The organism is Neorhizobium sp. T7_12, assembly GCF_002968535.1.
GTDB lineage: Bacteria > Pseudomonadota > Alphaproteobacteria > Rhizobiales > Rhizobiaceae > Neorhizobium > Neorhizobium tomejilense.
In genome coordinates this window covers 84463-106640 of record NZ_PVBK01000008.1, presented here as the reverse complement: position 1 = coordinate 106640, position 22178 = coordinate 84463, and the positions used below count along the sequence as shown (strand labels likewise).

Annotated in this window: 16 protein-coding genes; 6 read left to right on the top strand and 10 right to left on the bottom strand. The window is 63.0% G+C overall.

Features of this window, described 5'->3' with window-relative positions; translation table 11 throughout:
* The 5 genes from C5J26_RS32775 to C5J26_RS18545 all read left to right on the top strand — a co-directional run bounded on the left by C5J26_RS32775 (position 1) and on the right by C5J26_RS18545 (position 6239).
* Complete coding sequence (locus tag C5J26_RS32775) at positions 1–981, top strand: glycosyltransferase family 2 protein (RefSeq protein ID WP_245441206.1); 981 nt, start codon at positions 1–3, stop codon at positions 979–981.
* Positions 981–1910 (top strand): glycosyltransferase family 2 protein, encoded by a 930-nt coding sequence (locus C5J26_RS18560; protein WP_105403097.1) that lies wholly within the window; start codon positions 981–983, stop codon positions 1908–1910. The genes C5J26_RS32775 and C5J26_RS18560 overlap by 1 nt, the downstream gene beginning before the upstream one ends.
* Positions 1907–2932, top strand: coding sequence for a glycosyltransferase family 2 protein (locus tag C5J26_RS18555; protein WP_105403096.1), 1026 nt, complete (start codon positions 1907–1909; stop codon positions 2930–2932). Before C5J26_RS18560 ends, C5J26_RS18555 begins: the two co-directional genes overlap by 4 nt.
* Positions 2923–3828: a UTP--glucose-1-phosphate uridylyltransferase gene (locus C5J26_RS18550; protein WP_105403095.1), complete on the top strand. Its 906-nt coding sequence runs from the start codon at positions 2923–2925 to the stop codon at positions 3826–3828. The genes C5J26_RS18555 and C5J26_RS18550 overlap by 10 nt, the downstream gene beginning before the upstream one ends.
* 74 nt (positions 3829–3902) lie before the next feature.
* A complete protein-coding gene (locus tag C5J26_RS18545) occupies positions 3903–6239 on the top strand; it encodes a polysaccharide biosynthesis tyrosine autokinase (RefSeq protein WP_105403094.1) in 2337 nt (778 codons plus the stop codon).
* 58 nt (positions 6240–6297) lie between these two features.
* On the opposite strand, the gene cysG is transcribed toward C5J26_RS18545, so the two are convergent.
* The 10 genes from cysG to C5J26_RS18495 all read right to left on the bottom strand — a co-directional run bounded on the left by cysG (position 6298) and on the right by C5J26_RS18495 (position 19450).
* Positions 6298–7779 carry a siroheme synthase CysG gene (gene cysG, locus C5J26_RS18540; RefSeq protein WP_105403093.1) on the bottom strand — a complete coding sequence of 494 codons (1482 nt, stop codon included), beginning with the start codon at positions 7777–7779 and terminating at the stop codon, positions 6298–6300.
* Complete coding sequence (locus C5J26_RS18535) at positions 7751–10414, bottom strand: nitrate reductase (RefSeq protein ID WP_105403181.1); 2664 nt, start codon at positions 10412–10414, stop codon at positions 7751–7753. Before C5J26_RS18535 ends, cysG begins: the two co-directional genes overlap by 29 nt.
* A gap of 31 nt (positions 10415–10445) precedes the next feature.
* Positions 10446–11297: a formate/nitrite transporter family protein gene (locus C5J26_RS18530; protein ID WP_105403092.1), complete on the bottom strand. Its 852-nt coding sequence runs from the start codon at positions 11295–11297 to the stop codon at positions 10446–10448.
* A gap of 46 nt (positions 11298–11343) precedes the next feature.
* The gene (gene nirD, locus C5J26_RS18525) at positions 11344–11679 is read right to left on the bottom strand and encodes a nitrite reductase small subunit NirD (RefSeq protein ID WP_105403091.1); all 336 of its coding nucleotides are present in this window, start codon (positions 11677–11679) and stop codon (positions 11344–11346) included.
* Positions 11680–11683: 4 nt separating this feature from the next.
* A complete protein-coding gene (nirB, locus tag C5J26_RS18520; protein WP_046634188.1) occupies positions 11684–14134 on the bottom strand; it encodes a nitrite reductase large subunit NirB in 2451 nt (816 codons plus the stop codon).
* Between the two features lie 5 nt (positions 14135–14139).
* A complete protein-coding gene (locus C5J26_RS18515; protein WP_105403090.1) occupies positions 14140–14937 on the bottom strand; it encodes an ABC transporter ATP-binding protein in 798 nt (265 codons plus the stop codon).
* A gap of 10 nt (positions 14938–14947) precedes the next feature.
* Positions 14948–15841: a nitrate ABC transporter permease gene (gene ntrB / locus C5J26_RS18510; RefSeq protein WP_105403089.1), complete on the bottom strand. Its 894-nt coding sequence runs from the start codon at positions 15839–15841 to the stop codon at positions 14948–14950.
* Positions 15842–15903: 62 nt separating this feature from the next.
* Positions 15904–17202 carry a CmpA/NrtA family ABC transporter substrate-binding protein gene (locus tag C5J26_RS18505; protein WP_105403088.1) on the bottom strand — a complete coding sequence of 433 codons (1299 nt, stop codon included), beginning with the start codon at positions 17200–17202 and terminating at the stop codon, positions 15904–15906.
* A 345-nt stretch (positions 17203–17547) separates the two neighbouring features.
* Positions 17548–18825 carry a CmpA/NrtA family ABC transporter substrate-binding protein gene (locus tag C5J26_RS18500; protein ID WP_206051200.1) on the bottom strand — a complete coding sequence of 426 codons (1278 nt, stop codon included), beginning with the start codon at positions 18823–18825 and terminating at the stop codon, positions 17548–17550.
* 37 nt (positions 18826–18862) lie between these two features.
* Positions 18863–19450 carry an ANTAR domain-containing response regulator gene (locus C5J26_RS18495; RefSeq protein WP_038590280.1) on the bottom strand — a complete coding sequence of 196 codons (588 nt, stop codon included), beginning with the start codon at positions 19448–19450 and terminating at the stop codon, positions 18863–18865.
* A gap of 153 nt (positions 19451–19603) precedes the next feature.
* On the opposite strand from C5J26_RS18495, the gene C5J26_RS18490 reads away from it, so the two are divergent.
* On the top strand, positions 19604–22039 hold the full coding sequence (locus tag C5J26_RS18490; RefSeq protein ID WP_105403087.1) for a DNA translocase FtsK: 2436 nt from the start codon (positions 19604–19606) through the stop codon (positions 22037–22039).
* Positions 22040–22178 lie beyond the last annotated feature (139 nt).

The following is a 22178-nucleotide window of genomic DNA, read 5'->3' as shown; positions in this document are numbered from 1 at the left end:
ATGTCCGAGATCCGGACGCTTCTGGTGATCCCGTGCCTCAACGAAGCGGCGACGATCGCGCCGCTGTTGCACAAGCTGAATGGCCAGCGCGGCGACATGGACATGCTGATCGTCGTCGCCGACGGCGGCAGCCAAGACGGCACGACGGACATCGTCCAGGGACTTATCCCGGAAATCCGCGACCTGGTGCTGATCGGCAACCGCAAGCGCATCCAGAGCGCTGCCATCAATCTCGCCGTCGACCGTTTCGGTGAGGACCGCGATTTTCTCATTCGCATCGATGCGCATGGGGATTATCCGGAGGATTATTGCCGGACGCTGTTGCAGGAGGCAGTCGAGATGGATGCCGATTCTGTCGTGGTCGGCATGGAGACGATCGGTTTCGGGACTTTCCAGAAGGCGACCGCGGTGGCGCAGAATTCCAAGCTCGGAAACGGCGGTTCGAAACATCGCGCCGGCGGCGGCGGCGAATGGGTCGATCATGGCCACCACGCGCTGATGCGGATTTCGGCGTTCCGGGCCGTCGGCGGCTATGACGAGAGTTTTAGCCACAATGAGGATGCCGAACTGGACTTCCGGCTGCGCGCAAACGCTTTCCGGATCTGGATGACCGGCAAGACCTACATGACCTATTATCCGCGCTCGACCGCCTCGGCGCTGTTCCGGCAATATCTGGCCTACGGCCGGGGCCGGGCGAAGAACCTCGTCAAGCATCGTTCTATTCCGAAGCTCCGTCAGGCCATCCCGCTGGCAGTCGCGCCGGTCGTCCTCGGCGCGGTGCTTGCGCTTCTCTATTGGTGGGCGGCCGTGCCGGTGGTCATCTGGGCCGCGGCCTGCATCGGCTACGGCTTCTGGCTCGCCGTCGGGCAGAAGAACCCTTACGGGCCGCTCGCCTCGCTCTCCGCGATGATCATGCATTTCGCCTGGTCGGCCGGCTTCTGGCTGGAACTGATCGGCATCCGCCCACGGAGGATCGCTTGATGGCGGCAGAGGAAAGGCCGTTCCGTATCGATATCGGTATCTGCACCTACCGACGTCCCGAACTCGCCGAAACGCTGATCTCGCTCTTCGGGATTGCCGTCCCGGCGGGCGCGGAATTGCGCCTGATCGTTGCCGATAACGATGCGGGCCCGAGCGCAAGCGGGCTGGTGGATGGTTTGCGGGAGCGTTCGCCGTTCCCGATCCGCTATGTGCATTGCCCGAAGTCGAATATCTCGATCGCCCGCAATGCCTGCCTCGCCGAAAGCGATGCGGACTACCTTGCCTTTATCGACGACGACGAGACGGCGGAGCCGGAATGGCTGGCCGGACTGATGGCGATGGCGAGGAGCACGGGTGCGGACGCCGTTCTTGGGCCGGTCCGGGCTGTCTACGGAACGCAAAGCGCCGACTGGATGCGCAAGGGCGACTTCCATTCGACGATGCCGGTCTGGGTCGATGGACAGATCAGGACCGGTTATACTTCGAATGTTCTGCTTCATATGCGCTCGCCGGTCGTCGCGGGCCGCAGGTTTGCACTCTCGCTCGGCCAGAGCGGCGGCGAGGATACGCATTTCTTCACCGCACTGACCGATGCCGGCGGCCGGATCGCGTTTGCGCCGGATGCGGTGGTCGAGGAACTGGTTCCCGAAAAGCGGGCCAGCTTCTCCTGGCTCGCCAAGCGCAGGTTCCGTTCCGGGCAGACGCATGGGCGCATCCTTGCGACAAAGAACTCCGGCCCTGGCCGGATCAAGCAGACCGCGCTTGCTGCGCTGAAACTCGGTTATTGCCTGGCGGTGACGGCGGCAACCATTGCCTCGCCGGTCACCCGTACTCGTTACGCTCTTCGTGCGGCACTCCATGCCGGCGCGGTCACGGGCACGCTCGGCATCCGCGAGATCCGCCAATACGGAGCCGCCGAAGCCACATGACGATGCAGGATACGCAGGCCCCGGATTTCCAGCCCGACGTGAGCTTTGTGATTGCGGCTTACAATGCCGAGGAGACGCTTGCGCGCGCGATCGACAGTGCGCTCGCCCAGATCGGCGTGACGATCGAAGTGATCGTCGTCGACGATTGCTCGACGGACGGGACGCGGGCAATCGCGGAAGGTTATTCCGATCAGCGGGTCAGGCTGATCGCCCAGGCGGTGAACGGCGGGCCGGCTGCGGCTCGAAACGCCGGACTCGCGGCGGCCAAGGGCCGTTGGGTCGCCATTCTCGATTCCGACGACACGGTCTATCCCGTCAGGCTTTTGACTATGCTGGAGCGGGCAGAGGATGCGAAGGCGCAGATCGTCGTCGACAATCTCGACGTCATCCCGTTTGACCATGGCGAGCCCCATGCGATGTTCTCCAAGGAGGAACTGAGGCAGCGGTCGATGCTGACGCTTGCCGATTTCATCGGCTCAAACGTGATTTTCCAGTCGACCTTCAACTTCGGCTACATGAAACCGATCTTCGAACGCGCATTTCTCGTCGAGCACGGGCTGCGTTTCGACGAGGCGCTGCGGATCGGCGAGGACTACCTGCTGCTTGCTTCTGCCCTGGCGAGCGGTGCGCGATGCGCGATCGCGCCGGAGATCGGATATGTCTACCACCTGCGCCAGGACTCGATCTCGCGCGTCCTGGAGCAAAGCCACCTGGATGCGATGCTGGCCTCCGATCGCGCTTTTCTCGCCCGCTACAAGCTGGATGCGGAGGCCTCGGCTGCCCAGCGCAGGCGCACCCGCAGCATCCTCGAAGCGGGTTCATTTCTCACGCTCGTCGACGAAATCAAGAAGGGTTCCGTCGGCGGCTTCCTGAAAACGGCAATCGAAAACCCACGTGCGCTCCGACTTCTGCGCATGCCGATTGCCGTTCGCATGCGTCGGCTGGTGAAACGGCCGACGTCAACTGAAAATCCGATCAATAGGGCGGGGGCGCCCTCAGAAAGGACGAAGGAATGGACATGAAAAGACCAGTTCGAAAGGCGGTGATACCCGTCGCAGGCAACGGCACTCGGTTCCTGCCGGCCACCAAGGCCATGCCGAAGGAAATGTTGACGATCGTCGATCGGCCCGTCGTGCAATATGCGGTCGACGAAGCCATGCAGGCGGGAATCGAGCACATCATTTTCGTGACCAGCCGCAACAAAACCGCGATCGAAGACTATTTCGACAGCGCGCCGGAACTCGTCGCGACGCTGACCCGTGCGGGCAAGACGGTCCAGGTTACCCAGCTCGAAAAGATGCTGCCGGTCGCCGGCACCGTCAGCTATACGCGCCAGCAGGTGCCGCTCGGGCTTGGCCATGCGGTCTGGTGCGCCCGCGAACTGGTCGGCAACGAACCTTTCGCGCTGCTTCTGCCCGACATGGTTTCCTACGGTCCGCAGGGCTGCATGGCCGGGTTGATGGATCTCTATGAAGAAGTCGGCGGCAATGTCTTTGCGGTCGAGGAATGCGCACCGGAAGAGACGTCGAGCTATGGTATCGTGGGTGTCGGCCACAGCGTATCGCATGGTTTCGAGGTGACGGAGATGGTCGAAAAACCAAAGCCTGCCGAAGCACCGTCCAATTATTACCTGAATGGGCGTTATATCCTGCAGCCGGAAATCTTCGAATTGCTTGCCCGGCAGGAACGTGGCGCCGGCAACGAAATTCAGCTGACGGACAGCATGCACAAGCTTGCGCAGGTGCAGCCGTTCCATGCGCATCCCTATCAGGGACGCACATTCGACTGCGGCAGCAAGCGCGGCTTTATCGAGGCGAATGTCGCCTTCGCCATGCTTCGCCAGGATATGGGGGCCGAGATTTACGCCTCCATCAAGGAACTGATGATGTCGCACGAAACGCGGGTCAAAGCCGCCTGACGCGCATTCAAATCATACGAGACGGATGGCGGCAATCCGCCATCCGTCCCCCAAAGCTCCAGAAAGCGGGCCCTATGGATCAGGTAAACTTCCGACCGAGAACGATATTCCCGAGCGAAACGCGGGATAACGATACGTTCATCGATCTCGATAAGCTCTGGGCGGCTGCGATCCGTCGTTCGGGGATCGTCGTCGTCTGCCTCATCGCCACCGTTGCCCTTGCCGGGCTCTACCTGGTGATGGCGCAGCCGATCTACACCGCCCTGACGCAGATCCTCATCGACGAGAACCTTTCCCGTTATGCTGACGACCCGCAGGACAGCCAGACGGCCCAACAGATCGACAACCGCATGTCGAGCGCAGTCGAGATCCTCAAATCCAAGGCATTGGCGGTGAGGGTGGTAGACAAGGCCAAGCTCGATCAGAACGAGACGGTGGTCAATCCGCCGCAATCGCCGGTCGATCTTGCCAAGGGCGCCATCCGCAGCGTCGTCGCGCTTCTGACCCCCGGCAGTCCGCCGGCTTCCGAGGAAGATATCCGGATGGGCCGGCGCGAAAAGGCGGCGGCCGTCCTGCAGCAATCGCTGACCGTGGAACGTGTCGGCCGCAGCTCGGTGATCGCGCTGTCCGTTCGTTCGCCGGATCCGCAGCTTGCCGCAATGATCACGCGGACCTACGCGGAGTCCTACCTCACCGAACAGCTCAATGCCAATTTCGATGCAACGGAGCGGGCTTCGCTCTGGCTGCAGGAGCGCCTGAACGATCTCAACAGCCGTTCGCAGCAGGCCTCGCTTGCCGTCGAGCAATTCAAGACCCAGCACGGTCTGGTTTCGCCGCGCGGCGAACTCCTGTCGACACAGCAGCTTTCGGATCTCAACAGCCAGTTGATCGTGGCGCAGGCCGATGCGGCAACCGCTTCGGCGCGCTATAATCAATATCAGGCGATCATCGACAAGGGGCCCGACGCGGCCGTTCAGAATGCCGTCATTTCGGCTCGCGATACCGACAACACGGTCATTCAGGACCTCCGCAAGCGTTACATCAACATTTCCGACCGCGAGCAGGGCATCATCCAGCAGTTCGGCGCCAACCATCCGCAGGCGGTCGCGCTCAAGACGGAAAAGAGCGAACTCGCGCAGCAGATTTACCGCGAGCTGCAGCAATTGACCGGCAGCTTCCGCAACGTATTCGAAGTGGCGAGTTCGCGCGAAAAATCGCTGCGTGAGAGTATCGACCGGGTCGCGGGCCGCAATTCGGAAGCGAATGTCTCGATGGTCCAGCTCCGTGAACTGGAGCAGAGGGCGGCGGCGCTGAAGACGCTCTATGAATCCTATCTCGGACGCTTCGAAGAAGCGACGCAGCGGCAATCCTTCCCGATCGCCAAGGCGCGCGTGATCTCCGATGCCGGTCTGCCGACGGCCCCGTCCAGCCCGCGCAAGACGCTGACCATGGCGCTCTCCATCGTGCTCGGGCTGCTGATCGGCGGAGCCGCGGCAACGCTCCTGGAATTCCGCGAGCGGTTCTTCCGGACCGGCGACGACGTGCAGGAGAAACTGGGCCTTCGCTTCCTCGGCTACCTGCCGAAAGTGAGCGGCGCCAGTGCGGAGGAAACACCGCCGCCGGCGCCGACCGACGCCGAAGCAGCGGGAGCACCTCCCGGCAACCCGATCTCGTTCCGTCGCTTGATGCGGGTCGCGGTCGAGGCGCCGCGGTCTCAGTTCGCCGAGACGCTGCGCAATGCCAAGCTCGCTTGCGATATCATGCTGCAGGAGCGGAAGTGCCGGGTGATCGGCGTGGTCTCCTGCCTGCCGGGCGAAGGGAAATCCATGGTCGCCGCCAATTTCGCCGGGCTGATTGCCTCGACGGGCGTTCGCACCCTGGTGATCGACGCCGACCTGCGCAATCCGGGTCTCAGCCGCATGCTGGCCTCGGAGCCGGAAGTCGGACTGGTCGAAGTGGTGCTCCAGCAGACGCCATGGACCAATGCGGCACGTGTCGACCGCCGGTCGCGCCTGACGATCCTGCCGATGACGACGCGCAGCAAGCAGCTCGCCCATACGAGCGAACTTCTCGCTTCTTCCGGCATGAGCCATTTCCTCGAAAGCATCAAGGATACGTTCGACGTCATCGTCGTCGATCTGGCGCCGCTCCTGCCGGTGATCGATGCAAAGGCCTTCGAGCCCTATGTCGACGGTTTCGTCTTCGTCACCGAATGGGGTGTCACCCCTGCGAAGGCGGTGCAGTCCATCATCCGGTCCGAACCGCAGATCGCCTCGAAAACGGTGGGCGTGATCCTCAACAAGACGGAGATGTCGGAGTTGCACCGCTATGCCGATCCGGGCTCGCCGGAGCGGCTGCACAGCAGCTACGTCTCATATTACAAGGAAGGTTCGGCCTCGGCGCCACGCTGACCTGTGATCCAGCTGACCTGTGATTAAAGGGGCGGTTTTTTACACCGCCCCTTTTTCGTCAGGCGCTTGCCGCGGCCTGGTCGTTCCACTGCGTGCAGTCGGCGAAATCGACCTTGCGAAATACGTGGCCGACGCCGATCAGCACGGGTTCATCGATACCGATTTCTGCCATGGCCGCAGCCATGTCGCTCAGTCGCCCGGCCCAGCGCCGCTCGTTCGGCCGGGTCACGGCGCTGACGATCACGACCGGCATGTCGTGCGTCATGCCGGCGTCCGTCAGCTTGCTCACGATCTCGCCCGCCGTGCGTCCCGCCATGTAATAGATGGTCGTGGTTCGCGGGTCGGCGAGGCTTTTCCAGTCCAGATTGTCCGGCAGCACGCCTTTTCGCGAATGGCCGGTGACGAAACGAACGCCCTGCGCATGGTCGCGATGGGTCAGCGACACGCCGAGCCGCGAGGCCATGGCGCTCGCCGAAGTGATGCCCGGCACGACGTCGACGGGGATGCCTTCTCGCTCCAAGCAGGCGATCTCTTCGCCGGCACGGCCAAAGACCATCGGATCACCGGATTTCAGGCGGACGACGCGCTTGCCCGCCTTGGCGAACTTCACCAACATGTCGTTGATGTCTTCCTGGCGGCAGCTTACCCGGCCACCGCGTTTTCCCACCAGCATCCGTTTCGCCTCGCGGCGCGCGAGTTCCAGCACCTCGTCGGAGACGAGATCGTCGAACAGGATGACGTCGGCCGCCTGCAGGGCACGCACCGCCTTCAGCGTCAGAAGTTCGGCATCGCCGGGGCCCGCGCCGACAAGGGTGACACGGCCCTTCTGGGCCGAGGATGCGACGCGGCCGGCATCGGCGAGGATTGCGGCTTCGCTGCCCGAGCCCGGTTCGCTGCCGAAAGCGCGGTCCACGAAACGTTCCCAGAAGGCTCTTCGCTGCGGGCCGGGCGCCAGGCGGTCGTTGATCTTTTCCCTGAGCGACTGGGCGAGTTCCGCCCAAGTTTTCAACGAGGCCGGCAGCAGGGTTTCGATACGACGGCGGATCGCCTGCGCCAGGATCGGCGCCGCGCCATCGGTTGAAATGGACACCACGACCGGCGAGCGGTTGACGATCGAACCGAACTGGAACTGGCAGAAGGAGGGTTTGTCGATGACATTGACCGGCACGCCGGCCGCGCGGGCAGCGTCGAAAAACGCCTGAGCCTCGTCCTCGTCGTCGCAATCCGCAATCGCGATCGCTGCGGCCTCGAAAATCGAAGCATCCCACACCTTCGGATGATGAATAAAGCGACCCTGAGGATGTTCCGCCCCGCGTTCGATCAGCTTTTCGAATGTCTCGGAAAGCGTCTCCGCATAGACATGCACATCGGCGCCGCAGGCGGCAAGCAGCTCGGCTTTCCAGGCGGCCGCATCCGACCCGCCGGCAACGATGACCGGCCTGCCTTCGAGCGCCCAGAAGACCGGGAGCTTCGCAAGCGGCGCCATGCGGGCGCCGCGATCAGGAGATGCTTCATTCCGCAGCTGCTGCAAGACATCCATCGATGATCCCCCTGATTTCAGCGCGGCAGGAGCCGCAATTGGTGCCGGCATTGGTTGCTTTTCCGACGGCCTCGACGCTGTGGCAGCCGGTCCGGACCGCGCCGATGATCCGGTTGACGCCGACCGAAAAGCAGGAGCAGACGGTGGCGCCGGGATCCGGCTGGTCGGCTCCGGGCCGTCCGGCAACGATCGCAAAGCGCTTGCGCAGGTCGGTATGTTCGGCGGCAAGTTGGCCGATTGCCCAGTTGCGCGCGACGGCGACCGGCTCGTTCGCCAGGAAAAGAGCTGCGAGCAGCTTTCCGCCGTCGAAAAAGGCGAGGCGCAGATCGCCGGATTGATGGTCGGCATAACCGAGCGGCTCGATCTCGGCCGGAATGCCGAATGCTCCCCGGCACCACGCCACCCAGTCCTCGACCGGGTCCGCGAACGCGAGCTCGATCCGCCAGCCGCCGTCGGCCTTTGCGAGCGCCCAGTAGTCCGCCTGTGGGTTCAAAGGCTTTAAGGCGGAAACGGCAAAGCCATAGAAGCAAGCGGCGAACGGTCTGGCGGCGATCGCTATGTTCTTCGAGGCCGGTTGACCTGAAAACGGGTCTGTGACGGGTGCGACCAGCGTATCGATGCGCGCCTTTGCGGCGAACTGGTCGTTCCAGTGCATCGGCACGAAGACGTTTCCACGGGCCTGGCGTTCGGTGACCAGCGCCCGGACGATTGCCTTGCCGTGCGGGCTTTCGAGTTCAACCAGGCCGGCGCCGCGAATGCCGAGTTCCATCGCATCGCGCGGATGGAGTTCCGCAAAGGGCTCGGCGATATGGCCGGAAAGCCGCGCACTTTTCGCCGTTCGCGTCATCGTGTGCCAATGGTCGCGGATGCGGCCGGTGTTCAATGTAAGCGGATATTGTTCATTGGTGCGGTCGGTGGCCGGTGCCTGGACGGCGATGAAACGCGCCTTGCGATCGGGGTGGTAGAAGCCGCCATCGGCAAAGAAGCGCTTGTCGCTACCCCCGAGGGCCAGCGGAGCAGGCCACTGAAAGGGCGCGAGTGCATCGTATCCCTCTTTGCCGATTTCGACACACGCTCCGATATCGAAATCCCGGCAGCCCTCATTCTCGAAGGCCGAAAGTGCGGCATGTTCGGCGAAGATCTCAGCCGCAGATCGATAATCGAAGCCGTCAAAATCCATGCGCCGGCCGACCTCCGCCATCTGCCACCAATCGGCCTTGGCTTCACCGGGTGCGGACAGAAACCAGCGCTGGCGGGAGATGCGGCGTTCCGAATTGGTGACGGTGCCGTCCTTCTCACCCCAGCCGACAGAGGGCAGCAGGACATGCGCGTGGCGGGCCGTATCGGTGTCCCGAAGAATGTCGGAGACCACCACGAAAGGACAGGCTTTGATGGCAGCCTCGACCGCATCGGCATCCGGCATCGAAACGACCGGATTGGTGGCCATGATCCACAGTGCCTTGATCCGTCCGTCGGCGACGGCGCGGAACATGTCCACGGCCTTCAGGCCCGGCTTTTCGGCGATCCGCGGCGACGCCCAGAAACGCTGCACGCGGTCGCGATCGTCCGCGCTTTCGATCGCCATATGGGCGGCGAGCATGTTGGCGAGACCGCCGACTTCGCGGCCACCCATGGCATTCGGCTGGCCGGTCAGCGAAAAGGGACCGGTGCCCGGCCGGCCGATGCGGCCGGTCGCCAGATGGCAGTTGATGATCGCGTTGACCTTGTCCGTACCCGACGCCGATTGGTTGACGCCCTGGCTGTAGCAGGTGACGACCTTTTCCGTCGTCTCGAACAGGTGAAAGAACTCGCGAAGCTGCATCGCCGGCAGGCCCGTCCGCTCCATCAGTTCGATAAAGGAAAGCGCGGAAGCGGCGGCAAAGGCTTCGCCGAACCCTTGCGTATGTGCGGCGATATAGTTCTGGTCGATTGCCGGGCTTTGCGCGAGGTGGGCGAGCAGGCCCATGAACAGCGCCACGTCGCCATCCGGCCGGATGCCCAGATGCAGGTCGGCGATATCGCAGGTCATCGTCCGGCGCGGATCGATGACGACGATCTTCATGCCCGGCCGCGCGGTCTTGGCTGCAGCGAGCCGCTGATAGATCACCGGGTGACACCAAGCGAGGTTGGAGCCGGTGAGGATGACCAGATCGGCGAGTTCGATATCTTCGTAGGTGCCGGGAACGGTATCGGATCCGAAAGCGCGGCGGTGGCCGGCGACGGACGAAGACATGCAAAGCCTGGAATTGGTATCGATATTTGCCGAGCCGATAAAGCCCTTCATCAGCTTGTTGGCGACGTAGTAGTCTTCGGTCAGCAACTGGCCGGAAACGTAGAAGGCAACGGAATCCGGTCCGTGTTCGGCGATGGTTTTCGAGAATTCTTCGGCGACGAGATCGAGCGCCTCGTTCCAGTCCGTCTGCCGGCCGAGGATCTCGGGGACGAGTACCCGGCCGTCGAGATCCACGGTTTCTGCCAGTGCCGATCCCTTGGAACAGAGCCGGCCGAAATTGGCCGGATGCTCGGGATCGCCTTTGACCGTTACGGCGCCGGAGTCCGCCACTGTGGCGATGACGCCGCAGCCGACGCCGCAATAGGGGCAGGTCGTCCTGGTGGTGTTTCCACCCGCCTGCATTTCCGTTTCCAGAAGACCCGCCCCCATCGGTTCACTCCGCCGGAACGCCGGCTGGATTGCCGATATGGCTGGCCGGGACGCTCTGTTTGCTCTTCTTGCGGCCATGGGTCGAATAGAGGGTGAGGCCGACGAAGGTGAGGCCGCCGACAAGATTGCCGATGACGGTCGGGATTTCGTTCCAGATCAGGTAATCCATGATCGAGAACTTGCCGCCCAGCAGCAGGCCGGAAGGGAACAGGAACATGTTCACGATGGAATGTTCGAAGCCCATGTAGAAGAACAGCATGATCGGCATCCACATGCCGATGACCTTGCCGGACACGGAGGTCGACATCATCGCGGCGACGACGCCGGTCGAAACCATCCAGTTGCAGAGAACGCCGCGGACGAAGAGCGTCAGCATGCCTGCCGCGCCGTGCGCCGCATAACCGAGGGTGCGGCCTTCGCCAATATGACCGATCCTCTGGCCGACTTCGTTTGGTGCCTCGCTGAAGCCGAAGGTGAAGATGATCGCCATCATCACCGCAACAAGGAAGGCGCCGGCGAAATTGCCGACGAAGACGAGCGTCCAGTTGCGCATCACGCCGCCGGCGGTCACACCCGGCCGCTTGTCGATCAGGGCGAGCGGTGTAAGCGTGAAGACGCCCGTCAGGAGATCGAAGCCCATGAGGTAGAGAAGGCAGAAGCCGACCGGAAAGAGGATGCCACCGGCGAGAGCGTTGCCGGTCTGCACCGTGATGGTGACGGCGAAGGCGGCGGAAAGCGCAAGAATGGCGCCCGCCATGAAAGCCCGGATCAGGGTGTCGCGCGTGGACATCAAGACCTTTGCCTCGCCGGCATCGATCATCTTCGTCACGAATTCAGTGGGATGCACATAGGACATTTTTTCTTGTCTCCCTAGAGTAGATCGTCGGTAAGGGCCGCGCCGATTATTCGGCTGCGGCCAACTGTTCTTCGAGTGCCATGAAGATGTCTTCGCCGCGCAGTTCGAGCCGGATGGTCCGGACCGAGCCTTCGTCGGCGCCGAGCGCCTTGCCGGTTTCGAGCGAAATCACCCAGTTGTGCAGCGGACACGTCACCGAGGTGCCGTGCACGATGCCCTGGCTGAGCGGTCCACCCTTGTGAGGGCAATGATCTTCGATGGCGAAGACCTGGTTTTCGGCGGTGCGGAACACGCCGATCTTGCCTTGGGGCGTCTTCACGCAGCGCGCGCCACGGAGCGGAATGTCGGTCAGCTTGCCGATCGCGATCCAGTTCATGCTCATCTCCTCACTCGGCTGCATGCGGGTAGCCGACCGTCGCCATCGGCCGGAACTCGTGTTTGTCCTTGCCGGAGACACGCTCCGACCACGGGTCGACCTGGGCGAACTTCTGGGAGAAGACGAAACGCTCGTAGTAGGCCTCGCGCTTCTCCGTATCGGTCATGATCTGCCGGCGGATCTCGTCGAGGCCGATGCGCTTCGCCCACTTGTAGATGCGCTCCAAGTAGCGACCCTGTTCGCGGTACATCTGCGTCAGTGCGACGATGTATTCGAGCGCCTCGTCCTCGGTCTTCACCAGTCCGAGCACTTCGGTGCCCTTGATGTCGAGGCCCGCGGCGCCGGCGAAATGGATCTCGAAGCCCGAGTCCACGCAGATGACGCCGATGTCCTTGCAGGTCGCTTCAGCACAGTTGCGCGGACACCCCGAGACGGCCAGCTTCAGCTTGGCCGGTGTCCAGGAGCCCCACATGAATTTCTCGATGCGGATGCCGAGGCCGGTCGAATCCTGCGTGCCGAAGCGGCACCAATCGGAGCCGACGCAGGTTTTTACCGTGCGCAGGCCCTTGGCATAGGCCTGGCCGGAGACGAAGCCGGCCTTGCCGAGATCGGCCCAGACGGCGGGCAGGTCTTCCTTCTCGATGCCGAGAAGGTCGATGCGCTGGCCGCCGGTGACCTTCACCATCGGGATTTCGAACTTGTCGACGACGTCGGCGATCGCCCTCAATTCCTGCGAATTGGTGACGCCGCCCCACATCCGCGGCACGACGGAATAGGTGCCGTCCTTCTGGATGTTGGCATGGACGCGTTCGTTGATGTAGCGCGACTGGTAGTCGTCGGCATATTCATCCGGCCAGTCGCAGACGAGGTAGTAGTTGAGCGCCGGGCGGCATTTGGCGCAGCCGCAGGAGGTCTTCCATTCCAGTTCCTGCATGACCGCAGGGATGGTCTTCAGGCCCTTTGCCTTGATCAGGCGGCGGACGTCGTCATGGCCGAGTTCGGTGCAGGTGCACATCGGCTGCACTGCCTTCGGATTGTAGGCATCGCCAAGCGTGATTGCCATCAGCTGTTCGACAAGGCCGGTGCAGGTGCCGCAGGAGGCGGAAGCCTTTGTGTGGGCACGCACGTCGTCGAGCGATGTCAGGCCCTTGGCGGTGATCGTCGAGGTGATCTTGCCCTTGCAGACGCCGTTGCAGCCGCAGATTTCCGCATCATCCGGCAAGGCTGCAACGGCCGCCATAGGGTCCAGCGGGGACCCTCCCTGGTAGGCCTGGCCGAAGATCAGCGTGTCGCGCATCTCCGAGATATCGGTCGCCTTCTTCTTCAGGTCGTTGAACCAGGCGCCATCGGAGGTCTCGCCGTAAAGGACCGTGCCGATGATGCGGTTGTCCTTCAGAACGAGGCGCTTATAGATGCCGGCGGTGGCATCGCGCAGCACGATTTCCTGGCGGTCGTCGCCATCGGCGAAGTCGCCGAGCGAATAGAGGTCGATGCCGGTGACCTTAAGCTTTGTCGGCGTGTCGGAATGCACGAAGGCCGGCTTTGTGTCGCCTGCCAGATGTGACGCCGCAATGCGGGCCATCTCGTAAAGCGGTGCGACGAGGCCGTAGACCATGCCGCCCACTTCGGCGCATTCGCCGATGGAATAGATGTCGCCGTCAGACGTCTGCATTCCCGCATCGACGACGATGCCGCGATTGACCGCGAGGCCTGCTTCCTTGGCGAGGCCGGCGCTCGGGCGGATGCCGACGGCCATGACCACCAGCGTCGCCGGAATGATCGTGCCGTTGTCGAGTTCTACACCCTCGACCTTGCCATTGCCGATGATCTGTTTGGTATTGGCCTTGCAGATCACCTTGATGCCGCGTTCTTCGACGGCCTTCTGCAGCAGGTAACCGGCGGCCGGATCGAGCTGGCGCTCCATCAGCGTCGGCATCACGTGCAGCACGGTCACGTCCATCCCACGCTGGGCGAGGCCGGCGGCTGCTTCGAGACCGAGCAGGCCGCCGCCGATGACGATCGCCTTTTCGCGCGACTGGGCGGCGAGAAGCATGGCCTGGACGTCGTCGAGGTCGCGATAGGTGATGACGCCCGGCAGGTCCTTGCCCGGTACGGGGATGATGAACGGCACCGAGCCGGTGGCGATCACCAGCTTGTCGTAGCTTTCGGTGACGCCGTGATCGGAGGTAACGGTCTTCGCCGCCCGGTCGATCGCGACGATCTTGTGGCCCTTGTAGAGCGTGATGCCGTGGTCGATGTACCAGCCGTCGCCATGGATGACGATCTGCTCGAAGCTCTTTTCGCCGGAAAGCACCGGGGAGAGCATGATGCGGTCGTAGTTGACGCGCGGTTCGGCGTTGAAGATCGTGACTTCGTAGCGGCCGGGCGCCTGTTCGAAGAGATGCTCCAGCATGCGCCCCGGCGCCATGCCATTGCCGATGATGATGAGTTTTTCTGTCATTGTTCTTACTCCGCGGCTTCGACGAAGCGGTGGCGTTCGTAGAGGAATTTCAGGACTGCCTCGCGGCACTTGAGATACGTGCGGTCGGAAGCCAGCTCGATGCGGTTGCGCGGGCGTGCGATCGGCACGTCGAGCACTTCGCCGATATGGGCGGCGGGGCCGTTCGTCATCATCACGATGCGGTGGGAAAGCAGTACGGCTTCATCGACATCGTGGGTGATCATCACCATGGTGTTGCCGAGACGGCTGTGGATCTCCATGACCGCGTCCTGCAGATGGGCGCGCGTCAGGGCGTCGAGGGCGCCGAAGGGCTCGTCGAGCAGCAGGATCTTCGGTTCCATGGACAGCGCCCGGGCAATGCCGACGCGCTGCTTCATGCCGCCGGATATTTCCGCCGGGCGCTTGTCCTTGGCGTGAGCCATCTGCACGAGGTCCAGGTTCTCCATGACCCAGTCATGCCGCTGCGCCTTGGTCTTGGTGCGGCCGAAGACTTTTGAGACGGCGAGATTGACGTTTTCGTAGACCGTCAGCCAGGGCAGCAGCGAATGGTTCTGGAAAACGACGGCGCGTTCCGGACCCGGTGCGTTGACCTCGCGGTTTTCGAGCAGCACAGCGCCCGCCGAGACGGGCGTCAGCCCGGCAATGAGGTTGAGCAGCGTGGACTTGCCGCAGCCGGAATGGCCGATGATCGAGACGAACTCCCCCTTGGAGATCGTCAGGTTGATGTCCTTCAGAACCTCGGCGCGATTGCCGCCGCGGTCGAAATGTTTGTCGATATGATCGAGCTTCAGGTAGGCGTTCATGGTCCGCTCCTCAGTTTGCCGAAGCGCCGCGGGTGATGATCTTGCCGAGCGCGGAAACCAGCTTGTCGAGGGCGAAGCCGACAATGCCGATATAAGCGAGCGCGACGATGATGTCGGGCAGACGCGACGAGTTCCACGCATCCCAGATGAAGAAGCCGATACCGACGCCGCCGGTCAGCATTTCGGCGGCGACGATCGCCAGCCAGGAGAGACCGACGCCGATCCTGAGGCCCGTGAAGATGTAGGGGGCGGCCGACGGCAGCATGATCTTGAAGAAGAATTCGATCTGGTTCAGCCGCAGCACCTGCGCGACGTTGCGGTAGTCCTGCGGGATGTTGCGCACCCCGACGGCGGTGTTGATGATCACAGGCCAGATCGATGTGATGAAGATCACGAAGATCGCAGACGGGCTCGAATCCTGGAAGGCTGCGAGCGACAGCGGCAGCCAGGCGAGCGGCGGCACGGTGCGCAGCACCTGGAAGATCGGGTCGAGACCACGCATCGCCCAGATCGATTGTCCGATGATCGCACCGACGATGACGCCGGTCACGGCGGCGAGGCCAAACCCGTAGGCGACGCGCTGCAGCGAGACCAGTACCCGCCAGCCGAGCCCGATATCCTGCGAGCCGTAGACGAAGAACGGATAGGCGATCAGGTCATAGGCTTCCGTCCAGACCACGTGCGGCGAGGGGAGCGAGGCATTCGGCGCCGAACAGAGGACCTGCCAGACGAGCAGGATCAGCGCCAGCACGATAACCGGCGGCACGACGTTGCGCAGCGTCGTCATGCCGATCTGCCTGAAATCGATCCTCGATACGGGCTTGCCGGAAAAGGGGACGATATTTGCTGCCGGCTTTGCGGTAGCGACTGCGGAAACATTTTCTTTTTTTGCCAGGGCGGACATCTGCGCGCTCCTTAGAAAGGGAAAAGGCCGGCGCGTGCGTCCACGCGCCGGAGTTGGGGAAATCAGGACGCCGCCTTGATCGAAAGGCTGTCGAGATAGGCCGAGGGGTTTTCCGGATCGAAGACCTTGCCGTCGAAGAAGGTCTCCTTGCCGCGCGAAGAAGAGGCCGGGATGTCGGCTGCCGCGACCCCGAGATCCTTGGCGGCGGCGCGCCAGATGTCCTCGCGGTTCACCTGGTTGACCAGCGCCTTGATGTCGGTGTTGGCGGGAAGGTTACCCCAGCGGATGTTCTCGGCCATGAACCAGCTGTCGTGGCTCTTGAACGGGTAGGACGCGCCGTCCTTCCAGAACTTCATGTAAAGGTCGGTGCCATTGGCGACACGGCCGTTGCCGTAGTTGATGTCGCCCTTCAGGCGACCGAGGACGTCCTTCGGCGGCACGTTGAACCACTGACGGCGCCCGAGGATTTCGGCCATCTCCGCCTTGTTGTCCATGCTTTCGCACCATTGCTGGGCTTCCATGACAGCCATCAGCAGGGCCTTGGCGGCGTTCGGGTTCTTCTCGATCCAGTCGGCGCGCACGCCGAGCGCCTTTTCGGGATGGCCCTTCCAGAGTTCGCCGGTGGTGGCCGCCGTGAAGCCGATGCCCTGGTTGACGAGCTGCTCGTTCCAGGGTTCGCCGACACAGAAGACGTCCATGTTGCCGACCTTCATGTTCGCCACCATCTGCGGCGGCGGCACGACGATGGTCGAGACGTCCTTGTTGGGGTCGATACCGCCGGCGGCCAGCCAGTAGCGGATCCAGAGGTCGTGCGTGCCGCCCGGGAAGGTCATGGCGGCCTTGATTTCCTTGCCTTCGGCCTTCTTCTTCTCAAACGCCGCCTTCAGCTTGGAGGCATCGAGCTGCACGCCGGTCTCGGCATATTCCTTGGCGACCGAAATGCCCTGACTATCGAGGTTGAGGCGGGCGAGGATCGCCATCGGCACTGGCTTGTTGTTCTGGGTCACCTTGCCGGTGTGCATCAGGTAGGGGAGCGGCGAGAGGATATGGGCGCCGTCGATGCCGTTCGCGGCGCCGCCGAGAACGAGGTTGTCGCGGGTCGCACCCCAGGACGCCTGCTTGGCGACATCGACTTCGGGAAGGCCGTGCTTGTCGAAGAAACCCTTCTCCTTGGCGATGACCAGCGGGGCGGCGTCGGTGAGCGCGATGTAGCCGAGCTTGATGCCCTTCACCTCCGGGCCGGCCCCGGCTGCGAAGGCGCCGGACGGGAATGCGGTCTTGACGGCGCCGATGAGGGCGGCGGTAGCTGTCGTCTTGATCAGGCTGCGACGGGTGATGCCGCTCATCAAAATCTTGGTCATGCGCAGGTTCCCTCTGCTGGTTCTTAGGAATTAGGCACAAAAAAACGCCGCTTGGAGATCGCGCCTGGGAACTGGGAGGAGTTCCGGGCAGCAAAAACCTTGCGACGTCGATGTCTTTGAAAGCGCTTATCACGCGCCTAACTGCTCCAGTCGCCATTGACCGGAGCAATTTCTAATAAGCAAAGGCCGTGCCAGTTTTCGAGCGCCTTGCTAGGTCGCTGAAAAACAACAAAATTTTGGTTGTGAAAGTTTTGGCTTAAATTGTCGGCAGCTTATCGCGCTGCAATATTTTTGTGCGATTGCCAAACTGAGGGCGCCAAATGCTGTGCAGCGCTTGCCGGAATTTCAGACGTCCTGACGGTCCGGATGGGCAGGGAGAGAGCTTCGGACGGCGAAATCTCGGACGTAATCCATCATGTTCGAGGGGTCGAACACATGGCCGTCCATGAAGCGGTCACCGCTTCGGTCTCCTTCGATGCCGACGTCCGGTTCAGTCGGGCCGATGCCAAGGGCTGTCCGGTAGAGATCGGGGCGATAGGCAGCCGCCGCTGCCCGTAGGCCTTGTTCGCTGAATTCGATCTGACCCCAGCGGATCATCTGGCTGTAGAGCCACAGTGCATGGCTCGGCCGCGGATAGTTGGCAAATCCGCGGTGGAAGGTGAAATAGTCGGTGATGACGCGGCGGTTGCCCTTGGCATCCAGGTTGAACGCACCCGAGAGCACGTGGCGGATGATATCGACCGGCGCGGCGATGAAACGGGGGGCCGCAAGCACTTCGGCGAGCGTATCATGGTTTTCGGCCCTGTCGCACCAGCGGGCCGCGGCATCGAGCGCGACGATGAGACGGGAGACGGTTTCGGGATGGCTTTCGGCCCATTCTGGCCGCATGGCGATCACTTTTTCCGGTGCCGAGGGCCAGATATCCTGCTTGGCGGCGACAATCCGGCCGACCCCGCGTTCGGATGCGATCATGTTCCACGGCGCGCCGACACAGAAGCCGTCGATGGCGCCGGCTGCCAGTGCATCGGAGGTCATCGGCGGGGGCACGACGACGAGTTTCACATCCCTGTCCGGGTCTATTCCGCCGGCGGCAAGCCAGTAGCGGAATTCGTAATTATGGGAGGAGAAGGGATAGGTCACGCCGAACATCGGCAGTGCTTCGCCGCGTTCCCTCATCGCTTCGAGCACGCTGGCGAGCGCCTTTGCGTTCTCCAGGGCGCCTGCTGTTTCCGATATCCCGCCGACCTCGCGCATGCGCTCGAAAAGCCGCGTCGAAAGCGTGATCGCATTGCCGCCGCGTCCGAGCGAAAACGGCGTGATGGTGGGCGAGGGGTTGGAGCCGAGCCCCAGCATGGAGGCGACCGGCATCGGCGACAGCATGTGGGCGATGTCAAACTGGCGGAAGGCGAGGCGGTCGCGGACATTGGCCCAGGACACGTCCTTGACCAGATCGAGGGTCAGCCCCTCCTTTGCGGCAAAGCCGAATTCGGCGGCAGCGATCAGCACGGAAGCGTCGACCAGCGGGATGAATCCGGCGCGCAGGACCTTCGGCCCCTCGCCGTTCGAACGGGTGGGCGCGGAGAGGTTGCTTCCGGATCGGTCGGTATTCATCATCATGTTCACTCCGGCTTTCTCCCGGACATTTCGGTGCTCGGAACCATCACATCAACAGGCCCGCTGCCGTGACCACGCTTTGCGCGATGTCCGACATCTTCTTCTTTTCGTTCATCGCTGTCTGGCGCAGCAGCGCAAACGCGTCTTCTTCCGACAGGCCGCGCATCTTCATCAGAATGCCCTTGGCCCGCTCGATCACCTTGCGCTCCTCGAGCGCCGATTTTGCCTCGGCGAGCTCCCGCTGAAGCCGGCTGAAGGCGTTGAAGCGGCTGACCGCCATGTCGAGGATCGCCTTGACACGCTCCTTCTTCAGCCCGTCGACCACATAGGCAGAGACGCCCGCATCCATTGCCGCTTCGATCAGGGCCGTATCGGAACGGTCGACGAACATGGCGATCGGCCGGCTGACGGTGCGGGTCAGTTGGAACAGATGCTCCATCATGTCGCGGTTGGGGTTCTCGATATCGATGACGATAACGTCCGGCTTCAACGTTTCGATGATGCGCGCGACGCCCTGAACCTCGTGGATGACGGTGACTTTGCTATGCCCAGCCTCCCGCAGCCCTTCCTCGATGATGGAAGCGCGGATGGCATTTTCATCGATGACCAGAATGGTGAGATCGGGTGCCGGCATTCTTATAGTGATGACGCAGTGCAACAATCTTGGCAAGGGCAACCGGCACTCCGACCGATTTCATGACATCATTCGCCGCTTGGAAAGGACCAGTTAACCTTTATTTTCTACTTCCTATGAGAATGTGCCCTTCCCGTATCTCGTCTGGTTGTCATGCAGTTCTCACGCAATAATCATCCTCAGAGTTCTGACCTTTCCAACGCCGAAGACGACGCTGTCGACCCGGCGCAGCCGGGTCTTCGCCGCCAGAATCTGGCTGATCTCAACCAGTCGGCGATCGAGCAGGCGCCATGGCAGGCAGCGTTCCGGCTGGCCCCGAACGTGCGGTTCACCCGCACGCCCGAAAGCGCTCTGGCCCGCAAGGCGAATTCCGGGCAGGCTCCTGCGGAGCAGGGCGAGGCGCCGGTTGCCGAGCAGATCGAAATCATCCCGTCCGAAGCGTTCCTGACCCCGGCCGCGGATGATTCGCAGGTCGCCGGCGAGGCGCTCCCCGCCCCGATCGAACAGATCGCGGGCCTGCAGCAGCTCGCGGCGACGATGCGTTACCATGTGCCGGAAGCGCCTGCCGTCGCACAGCCCGAGCGGCTTGAGGAGGCAGCGCCAATCGCGGTGCCGCGCCAGGATATCGCGATCTCCGATTTCGCCTTCTGGGACGCCATGCCCTTCGAACTGGAGGGTCCGGTCGTTGTGGAAACCGGCGTTCAGCCCGCCGAACCGCCAATCGCGGCTGCCGTGGTGCAGCCGGGCGAACCGGTGACGGCGCTTTATCGTGAAGTCCCGCGCAGGAGCGCGGCCAGAACCGTTGTCGTTGCGCCGTCTCCGAGGCCGGAGCCGGTGAAGGCGCCGGAGCCCGTTGCACCTGTCCGGGCCGCTCCGCAGCGTGTGGTGAAGGCCAGGGCACCGATCATCGAACCGGCGCCGGCCCCTATCGCACAGGCGCCGGTGACGGCCCCCGCACCCGCCCCGGTCACGGCCGCCCCGATCGTCGCTCAACCCGAAATACTTCGTCCGCGAACCGTCCGGCCGGCAGAGGCGGAATACGAATTTCCGCCGATCTCGCTGCTCCAGGAGCCGCAGGGCGAGCGTGGCCAGGCGATGCAGCCGGATGCCCTGCAGCAGAGCGCCGGCCTGCTCGAGAGCATTCTCGAGGATTTCGGCATCCGCGGCGAGATCATCGATGTGCGGCCGGGCCCGGTCGTGACGCTTTATGAATTCGAGCCGGCGCCGGGCGTCAAATCCTCGCGGGTCATCGGCCTTGCGGACGATATCGCCCGGTCGATGTCGGCTCTGTCGGCCCGCGTTGCCGTGGTGCCCGGCCGCAACGTCATCGGCATCGAACTGCCGAACGCGACGCGCGAGACGGTGTATTTCCGCGAACTGATCGAGTGCGAGGACTATTGGGAGACCAAGCACCGGCTGGCGCTTTGCCTCGGCAAGACGATCGGCGGCGAACCGGTTATCGCCGAGCTCGCCAAGATGCCGCATCTGCTCGTCGCCGGCACGACCGGTTCGGGCAAGTCGGTCGCTATCAACACGATGATCCTGTCGCTTCTCTACCGGCTGCGGCCGGAGGAATGCCGGCTGATCATGATCGATCCGAAGATGCTGGAGCTTTCCGTCTATGACGGCATTCCGCACCTGCTGACGCCGGTCGTGACCGATCCCAAGAAGGCCGTCCTGGCGCTGAAATGGGCGGTCCGCGAGATGGAGGATCGCTACAAGAAGATGTCGCGCCTCGGCGTGCGCAATATCGACGGCTACAATCAGCGCGCCGCGGGTGCCCGCGAAAAGGGCGAGGTCATCACCGTCAGCGTCCAGGCGGGCTTCGACCGGCAGACGGGCGAAATCCTCTACGAAGAGCAGGAGATGGATCTCTCGCCGATGCCTTATATCGTCGTCATCATCGACGAAATGGCCGACCTGATGATGGTCGCCGGCAAGGATATCGAAGGCGCCGTGCAGCGCCTGGCGCAGATGGCGCGCGCCGCCGGCATCCATGTGATCATGGCGACCCAGCGCCCGTCCGTCGACGTCATCACCGGCACGATCAAGGCGAATTTTCCGACCCGCATCTCCTTCCAAGTGACATCGAAGATCGACAGCCGCACCATTCTCGGCGAACAGGGTGCAGAGCACCTGCTCGGCCAGGGCGACATGCTGCATATGGCCGGCGGCGGGCGGATTTCCCGCGTCCACGGCCCGTTTGTTTCGGACGCCGAAGTCGAACTGGTGGTCCGCCACCTGAAGACGCAAGGCCGGCCGGATTATCTCGGCACGGTCACCGAGGATGAAGACGACGAGGAAGACGAGGACGTATCGAGCCAGGAAGCCGTGTTCGACAAGAGCGCGATGGGCGGAGACGACAGCGACGAACTTTACGACAAGGCCGTCAAAGTGGTCATGAAGGACCGCAAGTGCTCGACCTCCTATATCCAGCGCCGCCTCTCGGTCGGTTACAACCGCGCCGCCTCTTTGGTGGAGCGTATGGAGCAGGAAGGCCTGGTAGGCCCCGCCAACCATGTCGGCAAACGCGAGATCATTGCGGGCGGACGTCCGGCGGCAGTCGCGCCGGATGGGTTTGCGGACTGAAACGGGATTTCCGGATTGCATACGGGCGAGGGATCGGGCGGGCATCACACGGCACGCCCGAAAAAAATCCCGCTGTGATTTCCCCGTCCCCGAAACCCGTGCCTACAATCCCCCCGCTTCCGTCGCCGGAGTGTTTCGC

Excerpts from the sequence above, each read along its gene's own strand:
- C5J26_RS32775 (WP_245441206.1), top strand. The coding sequence starts at position 1 with ATGTCCGAGATCCGGACGCTTCTGGTGATCCCGTGCCTCAACGAAGCG.
- C5J26_RS18560 (WP_105403097.1), top strand. The coding sequence starts at position 981 with ATGGCGGCAGAGGAAAGGCCGTTCCGTATCGATATCGGTATCTGCACC.
- C5J26_RS18555 (WP_105403096.1), top strand. The coding sequence starts at position 1,907 with ATGACGATGCAGGATACGCAGGCCCCGGATTTCCAGCCCGACGTGAGC.
- C5J26_RS18550 (WP_105403095.1), top strand. The coding sequence starts at position 2,923 with ATGGACATGAAAAGACCAGTTCGAAAGGCGGTGATACCCGTCGCAGGC.
- C5J26_RS18545 (WP_105403094.1), top strand. The coding sequence starts at position 3,903 with ATGGATCAGGTAAACTTCCGACCGAGAACGATATTCCCGAGCGAAACG.
- cysG (WP_105403093.1), bottom strand. The coding sequence starts at position 7,779 with ATGGATGTCTTGCAGCAGCTGCGGAATGAAGCATCTCCTGATCGCGGC.
- C5J26_RS18535 (WP_105403181.1), bottom strand. The coding sequence starts at position 10,414 with ATGCAGGCGGGTGGAAACACCACCAGGACGACCTGCCCCTATTGCGGC.
- C5J26_RS18530 (WP_105403092.1), bottom strand. The coding sequence starts at position 11,297 with ATGTCCTATGTGCATCCCACTGAATTCGTGACGAAGATGATCGATGCC.
- nirD (WP_105403091.1), bottom strand. The coding sequence starts at position 11,679 with ATGAGCATGAACTGGATCGCGATCGGCAAGCTGACCGACATTCCGCTC.
- nirB (WP_046634188.1), bottom strand. The coding sequence starts at position 14,134 with ATGACAGAAAAACTCATCATCATCGGCAATGGCATGGCGCCGGGGCGC.
- C5J26_RS18515 (WP_105403090.1), bottom strand. The coding sequence starts at position 14,937 with ATGAACGCCTACCTGAAGCTCGATCATATCGACAAACATTTCGACCGC.
- ntrB (WP_105403089.1), bottom strand. The coding sequence starts at position 15,841 with ATGTCCGCCCTGGCAAAAAAAGAAAATGTTTCCGCAGTCGCTACCGCA.
- C5J26_RS18505 (WP_105403088.1), bottom strand. The coding sequence starts at position 17,202 with ATGACCAAGATTTTGATGAGCGGCATCACCCGTCGCAGCCTGATCAAG.
- C5J26_RS18495 (WP_038590280.1), bottom strand. The coding sequence starts at position 19,450 with ATGCCGGCACCCGATCTCACCATTCTGGTCATCGATGAAAATGCCATC.
- C5J26_RS18490 (WP_105403087.1), top strand. The coding sequence starts at position 19,604 with ATGCAGTTCTCACGCAATAATCATCCTCAGAGTTCTGACCTTTCCAAC.